The organism is Polynucleobacter sp. MWH-UH35A, from assembly GCF_018687075.1.
GTDB lineage: Bacteria > Pseudomonadota > Gammaproteobacteria > Burkholderiales > Burkholderiaceae > Polynucleobacter.
Map to the genome: position 1 here is coordinate 1,708,747 of NZ_CP061285.1, position 17,981 is coordinate 1,726,727.

The 17,981-nt window shown below is 44.1% G+C and carries 16 protein-coding genes; 6 read left to right on the plus strand and 10 right to left on the minus strand.

What is annotated here, in order from left to right; translation table 11 throughout:
- Positions 1-22: 22 nt before the first annotated feature.
- Together pyk and ICV36_RS08870 are read right to left on the minus strand one after the other, a co-directional pair.
- A complete protein-coding gene (gene pyk / locus ICV36_RS08865; protein ID WP_215400331.1) occupies positions 23-1,459 on the minus strand; it encodes a pyruvate kinase in 1,437 nt (478 codons plus the stop codon).
- A 2-nt stretch (positions 1,460-1,461) separates the two neighbouring features.
- On the minus strand, positions 1,462-2,673 hold the full coding sequence (locus tag ICV36_RS08870; protein WP_215400332.1) for a phosphoglycerate kinase: 1,212 nt from the start codon (positions 2,671-2,673) through the stop codon (positions 1,462-1,464).
- Positions 2,674-2,882: 209 nt separating this feature from the next.
- Here ICV36_RS08870 and ICV36_RS08875 point away from each other — a divergent pair, with 209 nt between their 5' ends.
- Genes ICV36_RS08875 through ICV36_RS08895 form a run of 5 tightly spaced genes read left to right on the plus strand, consistent with a single transcriptional unit; the run spans position 2,883 to position 6,198 of the window.
- Positions 2,883-3,806, plus strand: coding sequence for a branched-chain amino acid transaminase (locus ICV36_RS08875; RefSeq protein WP_215400333.1), 924 nt, complete (start codon positions 2,883-2,885; stop codon positions 3,804-3,806).
- A 35-nt stretch (positions 3,807-3,841) separates the two neighbouring features.
- The gene (locus ICV36_RS08880; protein WP_215360214.1) at positions 3,842-4,030 is read left to right on the plus strand and encodes a zinc-finger domain-containing protein; all 189 of its coding nucleotides are present in this window, start codon (positions 3,842-3,844) and stop codon (positions 4,028-4,030) included.
- A gap of 46 nt (positions 4,031-4,076) precedes the next feature.
- Positions 4,077-5,117 (plus strand): lipopolysaccharide heptosyltransferase II, encoded by a 1,041-nt coding sequence (gene waaF, locus ICV36_RS08885; RefSeq protein ID WP_215400334.1) that lies wholly within the window; start codon positions 4,077-4,079, stop codon positions 5,115-5,117.
- A 17-nt stretch (positions 5,118-5,134) separates the two neighbouring features.
- Positions 5,135-5,569 (plus strand): nuclear transport factor 2 family protein, encoded by a 435-nt coding sequence (locus tag ICV36_RS08890; protein WP_215400335.1) that lies wholly within the window; start codon positions 5,135-5,137, stop codon positions 5,567-5,569.
- Positions 5,570-5,574: 5 nt separating this feature from the next.
- Positions 5,575-6,198, plus strand: a complete 624-nt coding sequence (locus ICV36_RS08895; RefSeq protein WP_215400336.1) for a DUF2946 family protein — start codon at positions 5,575-5,577, stop codon at positions 6,196-6,198.
- Here the strand turns inward: ICV36_RS08895 and ICV36_RS08900 are convergent.
- Positions 6,195-7,895: a M48 family metalloprotease gene (locus ICV36_RS08900; RefSeq protein WP_215400337.1), complete on the minus strand. Its 1,701-nt coding sequence runs from the start codon at positions 7,893-7,895 to the stop codon at positions 6,195-6,197. The genes ICV36_RS08895 and ICV36_RS08900 overlap by 4 nt on opposite strands.
- Positions 7,896-7,918: 23 nt before the next feature.
- Between ICV36_RS08900 and moaC the strand changes: the two genes are divergently transcribed.
- A complete protein-coding gene (gene moaC / locus ICV36_RS08905) occupies positions 7,919-8,398 on the plus strand; it encodes a cyclic pyranopterin monophosphate synthase MoaC (RefSeq protein WP_215400338.1) in 480 nt (159 codons plus the stop codon).
- A 206-nt stretch (positions 8,399-8,604) separates the two neighbouring features.
- Here moaC and ICV36_RS08910 read toward each other — a convergent pair whose 3' ends face one another.
- The 7 genes from ICV36_RS08910 to sucC form a co-directional block, all read right to left on the minus strand.
- Entirely contained in the window at positions 8,605-10,518 is a 1,914-nt protein-coding gene (locus tag ICV36_RS08910; RefSeq protein ID WP_215400339.1) for an acyltransferase family protein, read from the minus strand.
- 466 nt (positions 10,519-10,984) lie between these two features.
- Entirely contained in the window at positions 10,985-13,270 is a 2,286-nt protein-coding gene (locus tag ICV36_RS08915; RefSeq protein WP_215400340.1) for a glycosyltransferase family 41 protein, read from the minus strand.
- 168 nt (positions 13,271-13,438) lie between these two features.
- Positions 13,439-14,344 carry an alpha/beta fold hydrolase gene (locus tag ICV36_RS08920; RefSeq protein ID WP_215400341.1) on the minus strand — a complete coding sequence of 302 codons (906 nt, stop codon included), beginning with the start codon at positions 14,342-14,344 and terminating at the stop codon, positions 13,439-13,441.
- A gap of 41 nt (positions 14,345-14,385) precedes the next feature.
- Positions 14,386-14,910 carry a pilin gene (locus tag ICV36_RS08925; RefSeq protein ID WP_215400342.1) on the minus strand — a complete coding sequence of 175 codons (525 nt, stop codon included), beginning with the start codon at positions 14,908-14,910 and terminating at the stop codon, positions 14,386-14,388.
- Between the two features lie 120 nt (positions 14,911-15,030).
- The gene (locus ICV36_RS08930) at positions 15,031-15,738 is read right to left on the minus strand and encodes a TerC family protein (RefSeq protein ID WP_215400343.1); all 708 of its coding nucleotides are present in this window, start codon (positions 15,736-15,738) and stop codon (positions 15,031-15,033) included.
- Positions 15,739-15,831: 93 nt separating this feature from the next.
- Complete coding sequence (sucD, locus tag ICV36_RS08935) at positions 15,832-16,725, minus strand: succinate--CoA ligase subunit alpha (RefSeq protein WP_215400344.1); 894 nt, start codon at positions 16,723-16,725, stop codon at positions 15,832-15,834.
- 15 nt (positions 16,726-16,740) lie between these two features.
- Positions 16,741-17,910 carry an ADP-forming succinate--CoA ligase subunit beta gene (sucC, locus tag ICV36_RS08940; protein ID WP_215400345.1) on the minus strand — a complete coding sequence of 390 codons (1,170 nt, stop codon included), beginning with the start codon at positions 17,908-17,910 and terminating at the stop codon, positions 16,741-16,743.
- Between the last annotated feature and the right edge of the window lie 71 nt (positions 17,911-17,981).

The window sequence follows — 17,981 nt, forward strand, 5'->3', positions numbered from 1 at the left end:
ATAGTTTTGTTAGTGCTTCTAATTACTTCACATGAATAATCTTGAGAGTATTCGTTCCACCAGGCTCGCCCATTGGCTCCCCAGAAGTCAGCACCACCGTATCGCCTTTTTTGACTGCGCCTACTTTTTTCAAGCACGCCTCCACTTCTTGCAATGCAGTATCTCGGTCTTTGGTGTAATCCAAACCAATCGGTGTGACATTACGATAAGTGCTTAATGCGCGCTGGGTCGCAATTTTCGATGTCAATGCAAAAATTGGCACATGAATATTGTGACGACTCATCCAAATGGCTGTTGAGCCTGAGTCTGTTAAGGCTGCGATAGCATGTGCATTTAAATGATGTGCCGTAAATAAGGCGCCCAAAGCAATCGTTTGATCAATACGTGTAAATGTTTGATCCAAGAAGTCGGTATCCAGTTTTACGCGATCTGATTTTTCTGCCTCAACACAGATCTCCGCCATCGCCTTAATAGTTTGTACTGGGTACATACCTGCAGCAGATTCGGCAGACAACATTACCGCATCTGTGCCATCCAAAACTGCATTAGCAACGTCACTCACTTCAGCGCGGGTAGGTACTGGAGCATTAATCATGGACTCCATCATTTGTGTAGCAGTAATCGTAAATTTATCTGCTGCACGCGCCCAAGCAATCATTCGTTTTTGCAATGCAGGCACAGCAGCATTACCAACCTCAATTGCGAGGTCGCCGCGAGCAACCATAATGCCGTCACTTTCAGCAATAATGCTTTTGAGCGCTTCGGGCTCAATTGCTTCTGCACGCTCTACCTTAGCAATAGTTCTAACTTTACCAACGCCATACTTGGCGCTCGCAGCATCCGCCAATTTACGGGCATACGCCATATCAGCGCCATCCTTTGGAAAGCTGATTGCCAAGAAGTCGACACCCATCGCAATTGCTGCATCCAAATCTGCAATATCTTTTTCGGTCAGCGCAGGGGCTGTTAAACCACCACCAGCGCGATTAATACCTTTGTTATTAGAAAGCGGTCCACCCTGCTCAACGATGGTGAAAATCTCGCCGCCTTTAACGCTCTCGACCGTCAGAACAACCAAGCCATCATTCAATAAAAGGCGATCGCCTGGCTTTACATCGCCTGGCAACTCTTTGTAATCAAGGCCTACCTTAGTCTCGTCGCCCAACTCACAAGCCACATCGAGAATGAACTTATCACCCTCTTTGAGCATGATTTTGCTATCTACAAACTTACCTACGCGTATCTTTGGGCCCTGCAGATCAGCCATGATGCCCACTTCTTTGCCAGCTTCAGCCGAGATCGTCCGCACCAAGTCATGTCGCGCCTTATGGTCAGCAACAGTACCGTGCGAAAAGTTCATGCGAACCACATCAACACCAGCACGAATCATGTCACGCAAGACTTCGGGCTTCTCAGAAGCAGGTCCAAGGGTTGCAATGATCTTTGTTGCTCTCAACATATTTAGTCTTTCGCTCTTTCAGCAAGCACTGCAAAGGCTGGCAAAGCTTTTCCTTCAAGGAATTCCAAGAAAGCGCCACCGCCAGTAGAGATGTAATCCACTTGATTCTCAATACCGTACTTTGCAATCGCTGCCAATGTATCCCCGCCACCAGCAATCGAGAATGCAGGGGAGTGCGCTATGGCGGCCGCTAACATTTTGGTGCCACCGCCAAATTGATCAATTTCAAATACGCCCAATGGGCCATTCCACACAATCGTGCCAGCATGAGCAAGCATGATTGATAAACGTGCAGCAGTCTTCGGACCAATATCCAAAATCATATCGTCATCTGCCACTTGATCTGATGGCACCCTATTTGCCCGGGCCAATGGAGATAATTCATTCGCAACTACGACATCTTCTGGAATCGGAACATGAGCACCACGTTTCTCCATGATCTCCATAATTTCTCTCGCTTCATCAACCAAATCAGGTTCAGCAAGCGATTTTCCAATTGGTAAGCCTTTAGCCAACATGAAGGTATTCGCAATACCACCACCGACGATGAGCTCATCCACTTTCTCAGACAACGCTTTCAAAATGGTGAGTTTGGAAGACACTTTAGAGCCAGCAACAATTGCCACTAATGGTCGCTTTGGACTAGCTAATGCACGGCTAAGTGCATCTAATTCAGCAGCCATCAAAGGACCAGCGCAGGCTACTGGTGCAAATTTTGCTACGCCATGAGTGGTTGCCTCAGCACGATGTGCTGTTCCAAATGCATCGTTGACGTAGACATCACACAAAGCAGCAATCTTTTTAGCTAGCTCGTCATTATTCTTTTTCTCGCCCACATTCAAACGACAGTTTTCTAGTAAGACTAGCTCGCCTGGATTGACCTCAAAACCGCCATTCACCCAATCACTAATTAAAGGAACTTTGCGATTTAGCAAACTAGCAATACGATCGGCTACCGGAGCCAGACTATCTTCAGATTTAAATTCACCTTCGGTCGGACGACCTAAATGCGAAGTTACCATTACCGCAGCCCCAGCATCGAGACACATTTGCACCGCTGGCATAGATGCCCGAATACGAGTGTCTTCTGTAATGTTTCCTGCCTCGTCTTGAGGAACATTCAGGTCAGCACGGATCAAAACCCGCTTACCCTTTAATTGACCTGATTGGGCTAATTCACTTAAACGCTTAACTTTAAATAAGGATTCCGGCATGAGTTTTGGTAAATAAGTGGTTTATGGGGAATGTTCCATTCTAAAGGCTCTGACCTGCCCACCCCTGAGGATCAGAGCCGACAGACTGGCCTGCCTGCTCTACAATAGGTACTGAAATGCATTCTGGGCTGGGAGGGCGATACCTATCAGTCCAGAGCCCTGCTAAAACCGCTTTTACAGATACTTAACAGACACAAAAGGTAAAGAAAATGTCGATGTCCGACCGCGATGGCTTTATTTGGACTGATGGGAAGCTAATTCCTTGGCGCGAGGCCAATATTCATGTGTTAACACACAGCCTACACTACGGAATGGGCGTTTTTGAGGGTATCCGCGCCTACAAAACCCCCCAGGGAACTGCCATTTTTCGCCTCCCAGAGCACGTAAAACGCCTTTTTAATGGCACCAAGATCTTCCAAATGAACATGCCGTTCAGCCCAGAAGAGGTCACCAAGGGCATTATTGATGTTGTTAACAGCAATAAGCTCGAAGCCTGCTACATCCGCCCAATTATCTTTATCGGCTCCCAAAAGTTGGGAATCTCCCCTAAAGGGAACAGCATCCACACCTCCATTGCCGCCTGGGAATGGGGTGCTTATTTGGGTGAAGATGGTCTTAACAAGGGAATTCGCGTTAAAACCTCCTCATTTACACGTCATTTTGTAAATTCTTCCCTAGTTCGCGCCAAAGCCTCTGGTTATTACATCAACTCCATTTTGGCTAACCAAGAAGTGACTGCCAATGGATACGACGAAGCTTTATTGCTTGATACCGAAGGTTATGTATCCGAAGGTTCTGGCGAAAACCTCTTTCTGGTTCGCAACGGTATTGTGTACACGCCCGATTTAGCCTCTTGCTTAGATGGCATCACACGTGATTCGGTAATGCAGATTGCCAAAGATCTGGGTTATGAAGTTCGCGAAAAACGCCTCACTCGAGACGAAGTCTATTCTGCTGATGAAGCCTTCTTTACCGGTACTGCTGCAGAAGTTACCCCAATTCGGGAATTGGATGACCGCACGATTGGTGACGGTAAGCGTGGCCCAATCACCGAAAAAATTCAGAAGACGTATTTCGATGCGGTGTATGGCAGAGATGACAAATATAAATCTTGGCTCACTTACGTAAAGTAGTTCGTTAAGTAATCTTAGTAATCAGGAAACAACACATGACTCAAGCTCAAGTGGTAATGGTGGACGGCAAAGATTTACCTTTACATTGCCCCACCAATAAAACTCCAGCATGGAATTCGCATCCACGCGTTTTTCTAGACATCACTAAAACCGGTGAAGCCAAGTGCCCTTACTGCGGCGCAGAGTACAAACTCATCCCCGGCACTGAACCGCACGGTCACTAAGACTTTTCAGCACTTCGAAGTGAGGTGCTGAGTCGGGATACATTACATGCACAGTATTCTGATCATTGCCCCAAACTGGATTGGGGATGCGGTAATGAGTCAGCCTTTATTGGCAAGCCTCAAAACTCAATATCCAAACGCCAAGATTGATGTTCTTGCTAGCACCTGGGTAGCACCAATCTATCGGGCCTGCACAGAAGTGCATGAGGTCATTGAGGCAAAGTTTGAACACAGAAAATTGCAGTGGAGCTTACGTAAGCAGTTGGCCGACGAACTAGCAACAAAAAACTATCAAGCCTGCTTTGTGTTGCCCAATAGCTTTAAATCAGCAATCATTCCTTGGCTTGCAAGCATCCCTTTTCGAGTTGGCTATCGTGGTGAGATGCGCTTTGGCTTAATCAATCTCACATTAGATAATCCAAGCAAAGTGAATCGCCCGCCTATGGTTGAGCACTATCTTGCATTGAGTCAATTACTGGATGATGGGCAGGCGCCTTTATTAGTCAGCAACACAACACCAAAATTAAATGTTTCTGCAGCTGCAAATCTTTCTGTGCAGACCAAATTACAAAATAATTCGATCGACCCTGCCAACGTTTACATCATGTGTCCAGGCGCTGAATACGGTCAAACCAAACGCTGGCCTACGCATCATTTCGCAGAACTAGCGCAAAGATTAATCGACAGCAACCCAAATAACCAAATCATTCTTCTGGGTAGTAAAGGGGATCGCTCGCTTGCCCAAGAAATTTATTCCCAAACTGAGCGTAGCGTCCAAATTTATAACTGGTGTGGAGACACTTTGCTTGATGAGGCAATTGCACTGATCGGTATGAGCAAAGCAGTTATCAGTAATGACTCAGGCTTGATGCATATTGCCGCGGCCCTCAAAACACCCCAAGTAGCTATCTTTGGCTCAAGCGATCCAGCGCATACGCCCCCACTATCCGATAAAGCCAGAGTCATTTGGCTGAACTTGCCCTGTAGCCCGTGTCACAAAAGAGTCTGTCCTCTAGGACATCTAAAGTGTCTCAATGACATCTTGCCAGAACAAGTATTCGCTACACTAAATACCTTGCAGTCATAACCCAGGAATAGTAAGCCATGCCAAAACTTGCCAGACTCTTTCACAGTGCAGATGATGTTGTGGAGGCATGGCGAGATGCATTGAGTCATCGCGATGTACAAGCTGCCCTAGATATTTGGCTAGACGATGACTCAATTACTTGCGTACTCCCCGAAGGGCATCGCCTTACCGGTCATGCGGAAATTCGGGAAGGTTTAGAAAGATTGCTTGCTAAGCAACCTTTATTTTTAGAGCCAATTGCTTGCATTAGCCACTCCGTTTTAGGCGCCGCAGTGTATGACACAACAGAAGCCGTACATCTCAGAGCAGATCAAGTTGAAGCAGAATTTTTCATCAATATTACGTTGGTGTTACTTCAAGACAGTCAAGGCTGGCGCATTGCTCACCTGCATGCCAGCCACTCCACCGAAGATACCTTCGACGCACCCTCTACTCCGCACGGACTTCATTAAGTACTATGGATAATCAAGTGCTGCGGTCGCTGATGAAGTGGCCCAATGTACCTGATTGCTATGGCTGGCTTGCTTTAGATCGTCGCGGTCAATGGCGTATGCGCGATGAGTTCACGCAACAAAATAATCTTCCTGGAAATATCATTAAGCATCAAGCCCTAAATGAATTCATCGCTCGAAACTATGCCTGTGATGAACTTGGTAGATACTTTTTTCAGAATGGTCCTCAACGGGTTTTTATTACCCTAGATGCCACGCCTTGGATAGTCAGAATCATTCCAGGTAAAGAGAGCCCAACCATAATCAACCAATGCCATCAAGCGATGGAGACCAATGGTGCATTAAGTGATGAAAACGGCAACATTTATATCATCGGTAAAGTAAACGGAACGATCTACAGCAGAAGTGACAATCAGCCATTTTGTGAAAATAGCTCCCAATCAATTGCCCTCTTGCATGATCACGATCTCGATCATTTTTCTGAACTCGCCAAGCTTCGTGAAGAGGCCTGTAGTTTTGGTGGATCATGGGTTTGGGAAGATAAAACATTACCCTTAGATCCAGTTCTTTACGCAGAGTTGGCGGCTCGCTTTCACTTCGTTGCAAACCCGACACCCCAAGCTTCCTAGCCTGGCATTTGTTTACCCTGCTCTTTAAGCTCATCCTGGTATTGACGTTGCATTTCACGTAAGCGAGCATCAATACTTGAGCCCTGGTAAAAATCTGCACCACCAGCAGAGCGTGCAATCCGAAGTTGTTCAATTGCTGAAGGCCATGCTCCCTCAAGCGCGTACTTTTCACCTAGTGCGTAATGGCGCATCGGAATATTGCCTGCTTGATCATAAGACTTAGAGAGTAGATTCCACCATACAACCTCGTTAGGTTGGGCTCGAGTACGCGCCTTTAACCAAGTAATTGCATCATTATTACGGCCCAGCTTTAGCTCTGCATTAATCATGGCAGCACCAGCGGCATAAGACTGGGGATACGCCCGCAAAGTAGCCTGAGCAATTTGTAGCGCCTCTTCACCACGTCCTTTTGCTAATGCTAACTCGGAGGCCGTGATATCAAGGGATAGACTCTGCCTTTGAATGGGTGACCCTGGTGCACTTGCTTTCTGAGCCAGATTGCGTGCTTGCTGCAAATCAGCCTCTGCTAGATCAACCTTTCCTTGGCGCTGCGCTATTAAAGCTAAGCCATAAAAACCTTCTAGCTGTTTACCAATTGCTTGTTGCTTACTCAAGCTGTCGAATGTATTTTTTAAGTCATACATTCCACTAGAGGTGCCAGATTGCTCCATACGAGCTCGCGCTTTGATGAAATAAAACTCAACAGATGTTGGTACATTGCGTGCGCCTACGGTCCGCGCTCTGTCTTGCATATCAGCAATTCGGTCGGTTGTTAAAGGGTGAGTACGGACATAGCCGGGTACACCTTTATCCATGATGCCGGTGGCTTTTTGTAAGCGCTGAAAGAATCCCGGTGCGCCATTAACATCGTATCCACTGGCATCCAAAATCTGGAATCCAATACGGTCAGCTTCCCGCTCCGCATCTCGGGAGTAGGACAATTGGTTATTCACTGCAACCGCTTGACCTCCTTGCATCAAGCCAGCGGCTGCGGATGGATTGCGTGAAACGGCTAAAGCCCCCAGAACCATGCCAGCTAATGCAATCATCATGTTGGTGGTTTGCTTATCCATTTGACGCGCTAGGTGCCGCTGTAATACGTGCCCCGTCTCATGCCCCATTACTGAGGCCACTTCAGAATCTGATTCAGCATTCACAATCAGGCCCGTATGAAATCCAATAAAACCGCCTGGCAATGCAAACGCATTGATACTGCTGTCTTTTACAGCGAACACTTCAAAGTTATAAGCTCCACTTCCCTGCTCATTTGCACCGCCAAGCTGCAACTTTCTGGCGGCTTGCAAAAGACGGCGTTCCATTTGATTTAGAAAATCATAGAGCGGCAAGTCATTTGAATAATCAGCATCTGGGCGAATTTGACGCATGATCATTTCGCCATACTTACGCTCATCCATTCTGCTTAATGCATCTCCGCCAGGATCCCCCATATCAGGCAAAATAATAGTGGGCTGACTTTGTAATGAACTACGTGTTGGGGCATTGGCTGGGCGAGCATCGGGTGATTGCATAGCACGTCCAATGTTCTGTATTGCGGCAGAATTGCCCTCCACAGATACATCCCCAGCGGGGGTAGCTGCATATGCGGGGAAGCCAGCAAAGGCAAGGCTCGCCATTAACTGAATAGCTAAAGCACGGCGCAAAAAAGAGGTTTTTGGAACTGACTTTATCTCTTGCATCTCTATATGGTAAAACTTATCCCATGAACAAACTAACTCATTTTGATGCAAGTGGGCAAGCCCACATGGTAAACGTTGGCGATAAACCCAATACCCATCGCATCGCCGTCGCCACGGGCAAAATTACGATGCTGCCTGAAACTTTCAAAATGGTAGAGGCTGGCACCCATAAAAAAGGTGATGTACTAGGAATCGCCAGAATTGCAGGGATTCAGGCATCGAAAAGAACATCAGACCTGATTCCTTTATGCCACCCCTTAGCGCTGACTCACGTTAGCCTGGAATTCCAAACCAACCCAAAAGAAAACAGCATTGCCTGCCAAGTCAGAGCCGAAACCACCGGCCCAACTGGCGTCGAAATGGAAGCCCTCACCGCAGTCCAAGTCGCTCTCCTCACAATTTATGACATGTGCAAAGCAGTAGACCGAGGCATGGTGATGGGGGATGTAAAGCTGCTTGAGAAGAGTGGTGGCAAGAGCGGGGAGTGGAAATCTACTGAGTAGTCACTAGCCAGTAAAACAATAATGAGAGAATAAAAGCACTCTTGGCCTAATCCCGTCCTAACAAGGAGAGGTAAATGGCAACATTTCGTAATGGTAACGGAAAGTTACAGGTATGAGGCCAACCTTTTTAGGGTGTACACGGGTAGCCTTAACAGACACTAAAAAATTGCCACTTGCAATACTTAAAACCATAGTTAAAACTAACATTATCTAAAGAAATTTTTGCCTAAGGAATCACGGATAAAGTAATCCGATCCTGGGTATGTGAGATGAGTTTTATCATAAGCCATTGGAATGAACTCACTCTCAGAAGCAGAAATTAAACAACCTTCACTATTGCAAAGAACTCCAATAGGGGAAACAAAGTAAACATCATTTTTTTCGGCAATTTCTTTAATATCCTTATCAGCCTGAATGGATGAAAAATTAAGCCGCTTAAAAGTTCTAGAGACCAAATTAGGAATAAAGATATTCATTCCCAATCTTCCTTGGTTAACTTCAAAATCAGGAAAATTACCAACAAGAATTACCTTCTTTACGCCCAAACTCTTTAAGGAATCTATTGTAGTAACTATCATTTCGTTAGATAGATAATTTTGTCCCACCTTTCTATAAATCACCCAATCAGCCAATAAAACAACTGTGGAAGGACGGTATTTAGCAATTTGATCTAAAGCAAATTCATTAAACTTAAAACATTCACTATTGCCTGAAGGTGAAAAATTTAAGACTGGAGGGCAGCCTCCTTTCATTAAATATCGAAGTTGAATATCGAATTTTTGAATCCTATCAGCCGTCATTCCATAACTAAAGTTAGCGACATGTGAGTCACCCCAAAGAAATACAGAGGTGCCCCAACTACCATCTTTAGTATTGGCAAAACATTCTTTTGGTTGTTGTGATATAGGATATGCAGGTTCGCCAACGGAACAATTTGGCACATTGGGATTGGGCATAAGCTGATTTAAGGTTATGGTATTTTTGGCGGCCTCTCGAAATGGAAGCCCATCTCTAACATAGGTGTTATATCCAACAAAACCCATTACAAACATTAAACATATCAATGCTATGGTAGTTTTACTTCCACCACTACCGCGAATCGGTTTCTCAACAAAGCGATAAGAAACCCAGGCCAGAAAAAAAGAAAGGGTGATTAAATATAGCGTTTCAAGGCCGGTTCGCTCGCTTGGACACAGCAACCCAAAAAACACGAGTATTGGCCAATGCCAAAGGTACAAAGGAAAACTAATTAAACCAATCCAAACGAGAATTTTTGATGTCAGAATATTTTTATTAACAAAACCAGTCGGACCAGAAATAATCAATAAAGCAGTTCCAACAGTTGGCAGTAAAGCCCACCATCCAGGAAATGCACTTTTAACGCCAATTAGAAACTGCCCCGCCAGTAGCATAAAGAAGCCAGCAAAAGAGAATAAATTTATCCAATCTTTTTTTAAGAAATTGCCCTTAATAGCAAAGCCAGCAATTAACGAACCAATTAGTAACTCCCAAAAACGGGTAGCTGGAAAGTAAAAAGTGTATGTTGGGCTGCTACTTACATAAAAAATATTTAAGCCGAAAGAAAAAATACCAAGAGCAATCACAAGCAGTAAAAATCTAAGTCTTAATTTCAATCCAATCCATGCTACTAGTGGCCATAAAATATAAAACTGCTCTTCTATACCCAGGGACCACAGATTTAAAAGTGGTTTCGCTTCGGCCGCAATATCAAAATATCCACTCTCATTTAATAAAATAAAGTTTGAAATAAATCCAGCCCCACCAGCTATGTGCCTCCCTAGCTGAGAAAACTCCTCAGTTGACAATGAAAAGTATCCAACCAAAAAAACAATCAAAAAAAGCACTAAAAGACTGGGAAATATTCGCCTGATTCTATGCGCATAAAAATTGATAAATGAAAAATTATCCTCTTGTAAATTTTCAAAAATAATCCATGATATTAAATATCCTGAAATTACAAAAAAAATATCAACGCCTATAAATCCTCCTGGCACCAAATTGGGAAATCCATGAAATGCCATTACAGATAAAATTGCTATAGCCCGTAATCCATCAATATCAGAACGGTACTTTGGATGGCTTTGCTTTGCTATTTTCATTTAACTTCTGGTTATTAATTAAATAATCTATATTCATAAAGATTATATTTGCCAACAGTAGGCGTATTCGCAAATATGCGCCGGCAGACCAAACCAGCACAATCCAAATCGTTTACTCAAAAAAGAGAAGGAATTATCCGGAGAGAGCTTGATCAAAAAGTGTTGCGGGAGGGCAGCATAGGCGTCCGCCTCTAAAAAACCGAAGGGCCACTGCCTCAGCTAGCAGGCGGATGAACTGATCCCGCTGATCCGCCATGAACATCGGATTCCAATTGGCCAATATATGGATGGATTCAGCTAGGACCATGCACAGTGAAAAGTGCACTACTCCGACTCTCAACCGATATAGGAAACCACTGCGAGATGCTCTATATACAAATCAAGCCAAGGCTGACCTCGTTATAGATATCAGAAACTAGCCTAAATAACCTAGAAGAATTGACCTTGGCGATACTTAAAATACTATCTAAGTAATAGATATGTCCTGAGGCTCTAAACCAGCCTGATACCGCTCATACATTTTTATATAAGCTGATTCAAGATTGTTGGTAAAGAGTGGCGCGTCAAACAAAGGGGCAATTAAGCGGTTGTTGATCAACTTTAATTTAATATTTGCAAGTTTTTTTGGATTCTTAGCCAACTCAATCGCCAAGACCTCATAATCATCTTGGGTATAAGTTACTAACTCGCTCAAACCAACGGCACTGAGAAGGCTAGCAGAAACTCTTCCGGGGAAAGTTTGCCCCTTTAAAGTCAGAACAGGTAGTCCAGCCCATAAGGCATCGCTACAGGTGGTATGAGCATTGTATGGAAGAGTATCCAGAAATAGATCTGCCAAATCATGGCGAGCCAAATGCTCTGAAATTGGCAGACGTTCTGCAAATACCAACCTACAAGAATCTATTCCTCGAGCCAATGCCTCTTTGATGAGATTGTCCTTGGCCGCAGGATTATCAGCCAAAAGCCACAACACACTACCCTGAACAAGGGACAAAATCCTCATCCACGAATCAAAGATGGTAGGAGTTATTTTGTAATTATTATTAAAGCAAGCAAATACAAAGGAATCTTCTGGAAGGCCCAATTCTGCCCTCGAAAATTTTCTATCAGAGATTTTCCTCTTATCATCGTTTGCTTGATAGCTATTAGGTAAATATGCAAGCTTTTCAACGTAATGTATTTTTGAATCCTCTGGTACCACCACTTTGTCAGCAATAATGTAATCCATGTACTTGATACCCATAGTCCCAGGAAAACCAAGATAATTCACCTGAATTGGTGCAGGTTTATAGGAAAATACCCCCTGCCTTGCGAGACCAAAAAAACCGTTTAGATTCACAAGAATATCAATCTCATTATGATGAATAAGTTTTGCCACATCTAAATCGGTTAACCCAGCTACATCAAATATATTACTAAAAGCGCACGCAATTCTTTGGCGATAATCAGACCCATCATCCCAGCCATTATCAAAAGCAAAAATTTCAAATTTGGATTGATCATGCAACTCCCAAACACGGGTCATTAGGATTGAGGTAGCTTGATTTCTAAATTCACCGCACAAATAGCCGATACGAATTTTATGGTGTTCATATTTTGATAATTTTGACAAATTACCTAACATAGGAAAATTGTCGCTTGAATAAATTTCAGCGCACTTTTTTAACAACTCCTCTGAGCTTGCAATCCCCTGAAAACCAAAAGGCTCAGCCCCCTTACGACCTTGATTCACTAAATGAAAAATTTCATTTATCTTCTTATCATAATCAGTCCAATCACACCCAAGCATCATTTGGTGATGGGCTTGGCCCAGCAAATAGGAATCGCCAACGTTAAACTCTAGAGCTTTTTGGAAGCATTTGGCTGATTCAGAATGCTTCTTAAGCAAGTTTAAGGCGAGGCCTTTATTCAACCAAGCTTCGTGATAGTCAGGCCTCAGACCTAATGCTTTATCGTAGTGAGCAATTGCCTCGTCATACCGCTTAAGTTCATGCAGGGTCACCCCCTTATTGGCCCAGACTTTGTGATAGTCAGGTCTCAGACCTAATGCTTTATCGTAGTGAGCAATTGCCTCGTCATACCGCTTAAGTTTATGCAGGGTCGCCGCCTTATTGGCCCAAGCTTCGTGATAGTCCGGCCTCAGACCTAATGCTTTATCGTAGTGAGCAATCGCCTCGTCATACCGCTTAAGTTCATGCAGGGCACCACCGATATTCGACCATGCCTCAGCCAAATTAGGATTTATTGCTAATGCCCGCTCGGCGAAAGTAATAGCTTCCTCATATCGCTTAAGCTCTTTCAGCGTTGCGCCACTATTTAATGCAGCTTCTGCATAGTCAGGCTCTAAGCGAAGCGCATTGCCATACCAAACTAAAGCATCCTCATGACGACCCAAATTAGATGCAGTTTTTCCATAGCTAAGCCAAGCCTCTGGATTATTGGGGGCCAAAGTAACCGCCTTTTTATGATGCATAAGAGCATCTCTATCATTTCCAGAGTCCGAAAGAGCTTTCGCTAAGTTGTACTGTATTGAAGCATCATTCGGGTGAATTCGAGCAGCCCTAGTTAAATAATCAGCAGCTTCTTTGTAGTTTGATTGTGAGACTTTAATTAAACCCAAGATGTGAAGTGCTGGAAGATTTTTTGAGTCGACTTGCAAAACTCTTCTTAGACTTAAGTCAGCACTTTCCAAATTACCATTCTGAAAGGCTTGGATAGCTTGCTGAAGCATTAATTGAAGTTGAGGATTCATAGTGGACATTTTATTATCAAAGCCCCTGCATTGACATTAATTCAAAAAGTCCGTAATGCTTTAGGCAAAATAAGCTGAGGAGGGTTATCTGGATGGAACTTATTTAAAAAATAGGGGGTGGATGAAGAGAGGCGGTAAGAGCGAAAAATGGAAATCAAGCATCTCCACCTAAAATAAATACCTTGATCCTAAAAATTGAATATAAGTAGCAGCAACTTCTTTAGGTTTCTCGAGCATCAATAAATGACCAACATCCTTGACAACAAGGTGTTGATTTTTCGGATATTTTTGCCTCAACCTTTGCAAACCACCAACCTCGAAAATTCCATCTTCCCTGCCCCACAGCATCAGAACCGGCTTATGCGAATGAGGATTTTTTTCAATCTCATATAAATAAAGATTAACGATATCCCAAACTTGCTGATAGTGACGGTTAGACTTTTGATAATCTGCAACCAGACTCTGCTGGATAGCTTCTGACAATACGGGTGGCTTATAAAATAGAAGCTGCATCTCCATATTTAATTGATCTTCCGAAATCGGAATGAATGGATTGATGCCTTGAAAAAGAGCGCTCTTAACCTGCGTACTCCAACCATCAACCCCTAAAGGGGCGCCAATAAAAGCAAGCGATCTAATTTGTAGAGGATAGGTGCGAGCGTACATAGCTGCAATTGCGCCACCCATAGAACTTCCTGCAATATTGAACTTCTGAATCTTTAAAGTGCTCGTGAATTGATTCAGTATTTCAACTTGATTCTCTAATTTGTAATCAACAATTGAGAAATGAGTGCTTTTTCCATACCCGGGTAGGTCGGGAGCAATCACCAAATAACCGGCGTCCGATAAATAACAAGCTAGCTCAGACCATTGCTCTTTTTGCGCAAACAGCCCATGCAGCAAAAGAATTGGGGTGCCTTTGCCCACCTGAAGATATTCAATTGCGCCATTACCAGCAGGGCTTGTTTTTACTTCGATATTGCAGGGGCTGCTAGCTGCCTCTGCATGAACCCTGGCGCAAGAAAGGCAAAAAAGAAAGGTAATTAGGAAAAGCTTTAAAAGATTCATATGCATAAGCCCCACTATACAAAAGCCGCCCATTGGCGGCTAGTGGATTATTTTCCTATCCTACATTCTGATGGCAGTAGCTGAGGAATTAAATTAGTCTCGGTAGATCTACATGACCAGCCGCCAGCCCAAGTTGACCCTTCAGGCTTTGATAGATCCAAAGGCTTTGGAACATTAGCATCAGGCTCATTTGTAGGAATGAGATGCAAGGTGTTTTTGCCTTCTGGCGCCACACTAATCTGGTAATCAATAGCTATTGCCCCAGATGTTGTGATTTCAATCAACTTGACGCTACGCGTGGGAGTAAATGTAAATGATCCATGCGTCGCTTCATCCATCGGGACAGTGCCTCTGCTGGCAAAAGCTTCGGTCACGGCAAGCTTGGCGCTGGAGGATAAATTCATACCCTCTACCACCCTACTACGCGCAATATAGTCTTGATATTGCGGCACCGCTATGGCGACCAAAATTCCAATAATGGCCACCACAACCATTACCTCGATCAGCGTAAATCCCGCCTCTTGATCTTTTTCTTGCTCTAGATTTTTCTGGTCTTGGTTTGTGTTTTGCATTTATTCAGGCTCCTGAGGTTGAATCCCTCATCTTCAAGTCTATACCTTTATAGCGCAAGGAATCTGGCCGTAAAAAAAGCCGGCATGTTCAGCCGGCTCTTCTGATTTGATGCGAGGTAATTACGCCGCCTCTTTAATCTTCTGCTTCTTTTTGAGATATGTGCCAACTAAAAGCACAATCGCAACGCCAATACCCTCAAAAATCATATGTGCATCTTCAAATGCAGCTTGCATAGACTCTTTAATTGCTGGATCTTCAACCAACATTCCACCAGCCAACAAGCCCAATAGGCCAGCACCTAAAGTAATAATAATCGGGAAGCGATCCATCACCTTTAATAGCATAGCGCTACCAAAAATAATCAATGGAATAGAGAGACCTAGGCCGATGATGAGCAACACCAATCGAGTTTCTTCTGGACCCTTTTGAGCTGCAGCAGCTACCGCTAATACGTTGTCTAAGCTCATTACCAAGTCCGCCACCAAGATGGTACGAATCGCACCCCAAATATTGGGATGAGCATGCATATCTTCATCTTCACCGCTATCAGCCAAAAGCTGAACGCCGATATAAAGAAGCAAAATAGCGCCAATGATCTTGAGGTAAGGCAAGGTCAGCAATTGAACAGCAGTAATTGTGAGGACTACACGCAAGATAATCGCTGCGGCACTACCCCAAAAAATGGCTTTTTTCTGCTGGGCTGGTGGCAAGTTACGTGATGCGAGAGCGATCACTACCGCGTTATCACCAGACAACAAAATGTTAGCCACAATAATTGATAGAAGCGCAGCCCAAAATGCTGGCCCTGAAAATACTGAAAAATCCATGATGTCTCCTACGTTTTTATATGTTTTATTTTTTACTACTGGGAACTACAAAAAAGGATGCTGAGTAAACAGCATCCTTTTCCTTATTGCTAATTACAACATGGCTTTCAACAAAGCAGCCATTTCTGATGGGTTCTTTGTTACTTTGAAGCCACACTCTTCCATAACGGCAAGCTTGGCATCCGCAGTATCAGCACCACCGGAGATCAAAGCACCTGCGTGACCCATACGTTTGCCTGGAGGCGCTGTAACGCCGGCAATAAAGCCAACCACTGGCTTTTTCATATTGTCTTTGCACCAACGAGCTGCTTCAGCTTCGTCTGGCCCACCGATTTCTCCGATCATGATCACAGCGTCAGTATCTGGATCTTCGTTAAACATTCTCATGATGTCGATATGCTTCAAGCCATTGATCGGGTCGCCACCAATACCAACTGCCGTAGATTGGCCCAAGCCAATAGCCGTCAATTGACCAACTGCTTCATAAGTCAAGGTACCAGAACGGCTCACAACACCAATGCGGCCTTTTTTATGAATATGGCCAGGCATGATGCCGATCTTGATTTCATCTGGAGTAATGATGCCTGGGCAGTTAGGGCCTAGCAATAAAGTTTTCTTGCCACCAGCAGCTTCTTTTGCATGCATCTTGTTACGCACTTCAAGCATGTCGCGCACTGGAATGCCTTCAGTAATACAGATCACGAAATCAAGGTCAGCTTCAACAGCTTCCCAGATTGCAGCTGCTGCACCTGGAGGCGGAACATAAATTACCGAAGTAGTCGCACCAGTCTGCTGGGCTGCCTCTTTAACGGTTGCATAAATTGGAATATTAAAAATAGACTCGCCAGCCTTCTTAGGATTTACGCCCGCAACAAAACAGTTTTTGCCGTTTGCGTATTCCTGACATTTTTCAGTATGGAACTGACCGGTCTTACCAGTAATACCTTGTGTAATGACTTTGGTGTTTTTATTGATCAAAATAGACATATTGAAATTCCTGGATTATTTGTTTTTGGCAACAGCAGCAACTACCTTGGTAGCAGCTTCAGCCATTGAATCGGCGCTAATAATTGGCAAACCAGAGTCTGCAAGAATTTTCTTGCCCAGCTCTTCGTTTGTGCCCTTCATACGCACAACCAAAGGTACTGTGAGGTTTACTGCTTTACATGCAGTAACCACGCCGTCAGCAATCACATCGCAACGCATAATGCCGCCAAAAATATTGACCAAGATAGCTTCAACACTCTTGTTTTTCAACATGATCTTGAATGCTTCAGTTACTTTTTCTGCTGTAGCACCACCGCCTACGTCTAAGAAGTTAGCTGGCTCGCCACCGAACAACTTAATCGTGTCCATGGTAGCCATCGCCAAGCCTGCACCGTTTACTAAACAGCCGATATTGCCGTCCAATGAGATGTAAGCAAGATCAAATTTTGAAGCTTCGATTTCAGCAGGATCTTCTTCGTCGATATCGCGATAAGCAACGATTTCTGGATGACGGAACAATGCATTTGGATCAAAGTTGAACTTTGCATCCAAAGCCTTAATCTTGCCGTTGCCCTCAAGAATCAATGGGTTGATTTCAACCAAGGAAGCGTCCGTATCCCAGTAAGTCTTGTACAAGTTTTTAAATACATCACGAGCCATAGGAATAGACGCATCAGGAACGCCAATACCTTTTGCAACGATGTCGCAATCTGCATCTGTCAAACCAATCAATGGATCAACAAACACTTTAATAATTTTCTCTGGATGAGTTTCTGCTACCTCCTCAATATCCATACCGCCTTCGCTGGAGGCCATGATCACATTCTTCTGCGTGCCACGGTCTGTAACGATACTGAAGTAGTACTCTTTTTTGATATCAGCACCATCTTCAATCAAGAGACGATTTACTTTTTGACCCTCTGGTCCGGTTTGATGTGTCTTGAGCTGCATGCCCAAAATTTCTGAAGCATATTTCTTCACTTCGTCCATGCTTTTAGCCAGTTTCACGCCGCCGCCCTTACCGCGACCACCAGCATGAATCTGTGCCTTCACAACCCATACTGGGCCACCTAATTTTTCAGCAGCTTTCACCGCCTCATCAACACTGAATGCAGGAATGCCGTTAGGAACTGGCACATTAAATTGGCGAAGAAGTTCTTTGCCTTGGTACTCGTGAATTTTCATAATTACTCCGAAACGGTATCTTTTTTAGCAAGCGATGAGGATTTATTAAACCGATGTTGCCTTGATCCCAT

Bases quoted from the DNA above. Each gene is read 5' to 3' on its own strand.
- pyk (WP_215400331.1), bottom strand. From the start codon at position 1,459: ATGTTGAGAGCAACAAAGATCATTGCAACCCTTGGACCTGCTTCTGAG.
- ICV36_RS08870 (WP_215400332.1), bottom strand. From the start codon at position 2,673: ATGCCGGAATCCTTATTTAAAGTTAAGCGTTTAAGTGAATTAGCCCAA.
- ICV36_RS08875 (WP_215400333.1), top strand. From the start codon at position 2,883: ATGTCGATGTCCGACCGCGATGGCTTTATTTGGACTGATGGGAAGCTA.
- ICV36_RS08880 (WP_215360214.1), top strand. From the start codon at position 3,842: ATGACTCAAGCTCAAGTGGTAATGGTGGACGGCAAAGATTTACCTTTA.
- waaF (WP_215400334.1), top strand. From the start codon at position 4,077: ATGCACAGTATTCTGATCATTGCCCCAAACTGGATTGGGGATGCGGTA.
- ICV36_RS08890 (WP_215400335.1), top strand. From the start codon at position 5,135: ATGCCAAAACTTGCCAGACTCTTTCACAGTGCAGATGATGTTGTGGAG.
- ICV36_RS08895 (WP_215400336.1), top strand. From the start codon at position 5,575: ATGGATAATCAAGTGCTGCGGTCGCTGATGAAGTGGCCCAATGTACCT.
- ICV36_RS08900 (WP_215400337.1), bottom strand. From the start codon at position 7,895: ATGCAAGAGATAAAGTCAGTTCCAAAAACCTCTTTTTTGCGCCGTGCT.
- moaC (WP_215400338.1), top strand. From the start codon at position 7,919: ATGAACAAACTAACTCATTTTGATGCAAGTGGGCAAGCCCACATGGTA.
- ICV36_RS08910 (WP_215400339.1), bottom strand. From the start codon at position 10,518: ATGAAAATAGCAAAGCAAAGCCATCCAAAGTACCGTTCTGATATTGAT.
- ICV36_RS08915 (WP_215400340.1), bottom strand. From the start codon at position 13,270: ATGAATCCTCAACTTCAATTAATGCTTCAGCAAGCTATCCAAGCCTTT.
- ICV36_RS08920 (WP_215400341.1), bottom strand. From the start codon at position 14,344: ATGCATATGAATCTTTTAAAGCTTTTCCTAATTACCTTTCTTTTTTGC.
- ICV36_RS08925 (WP_215400342.1), bottom strand. From the start codon at position 14,910: ATGCAAAACACAAACCAAGACCAGAAAAATCTAGAGCAAGAAAAAGAT.
- ICV36_RS08930 (WP_215400343.1), bottom strand. From the start codon at position 15,738: ATGGATTTTTCAGTATTTTCAGGGCCAGCATTTTGGGCTGCGCTTCTA.
- sucD (WP_215400344.1), bottom strand. From the start codon at position 16,725: ATGTCTATTTTGATCAATAAAAACACCAAAGTCATTACACAAGGTATT.
- sucC (WP_215400345.1), bottom strand. From the start codon at position 17,910: ATGAAAATTCACGAGTACCAAGGCAAAGAACTTCTTCGCCAATTTAAT.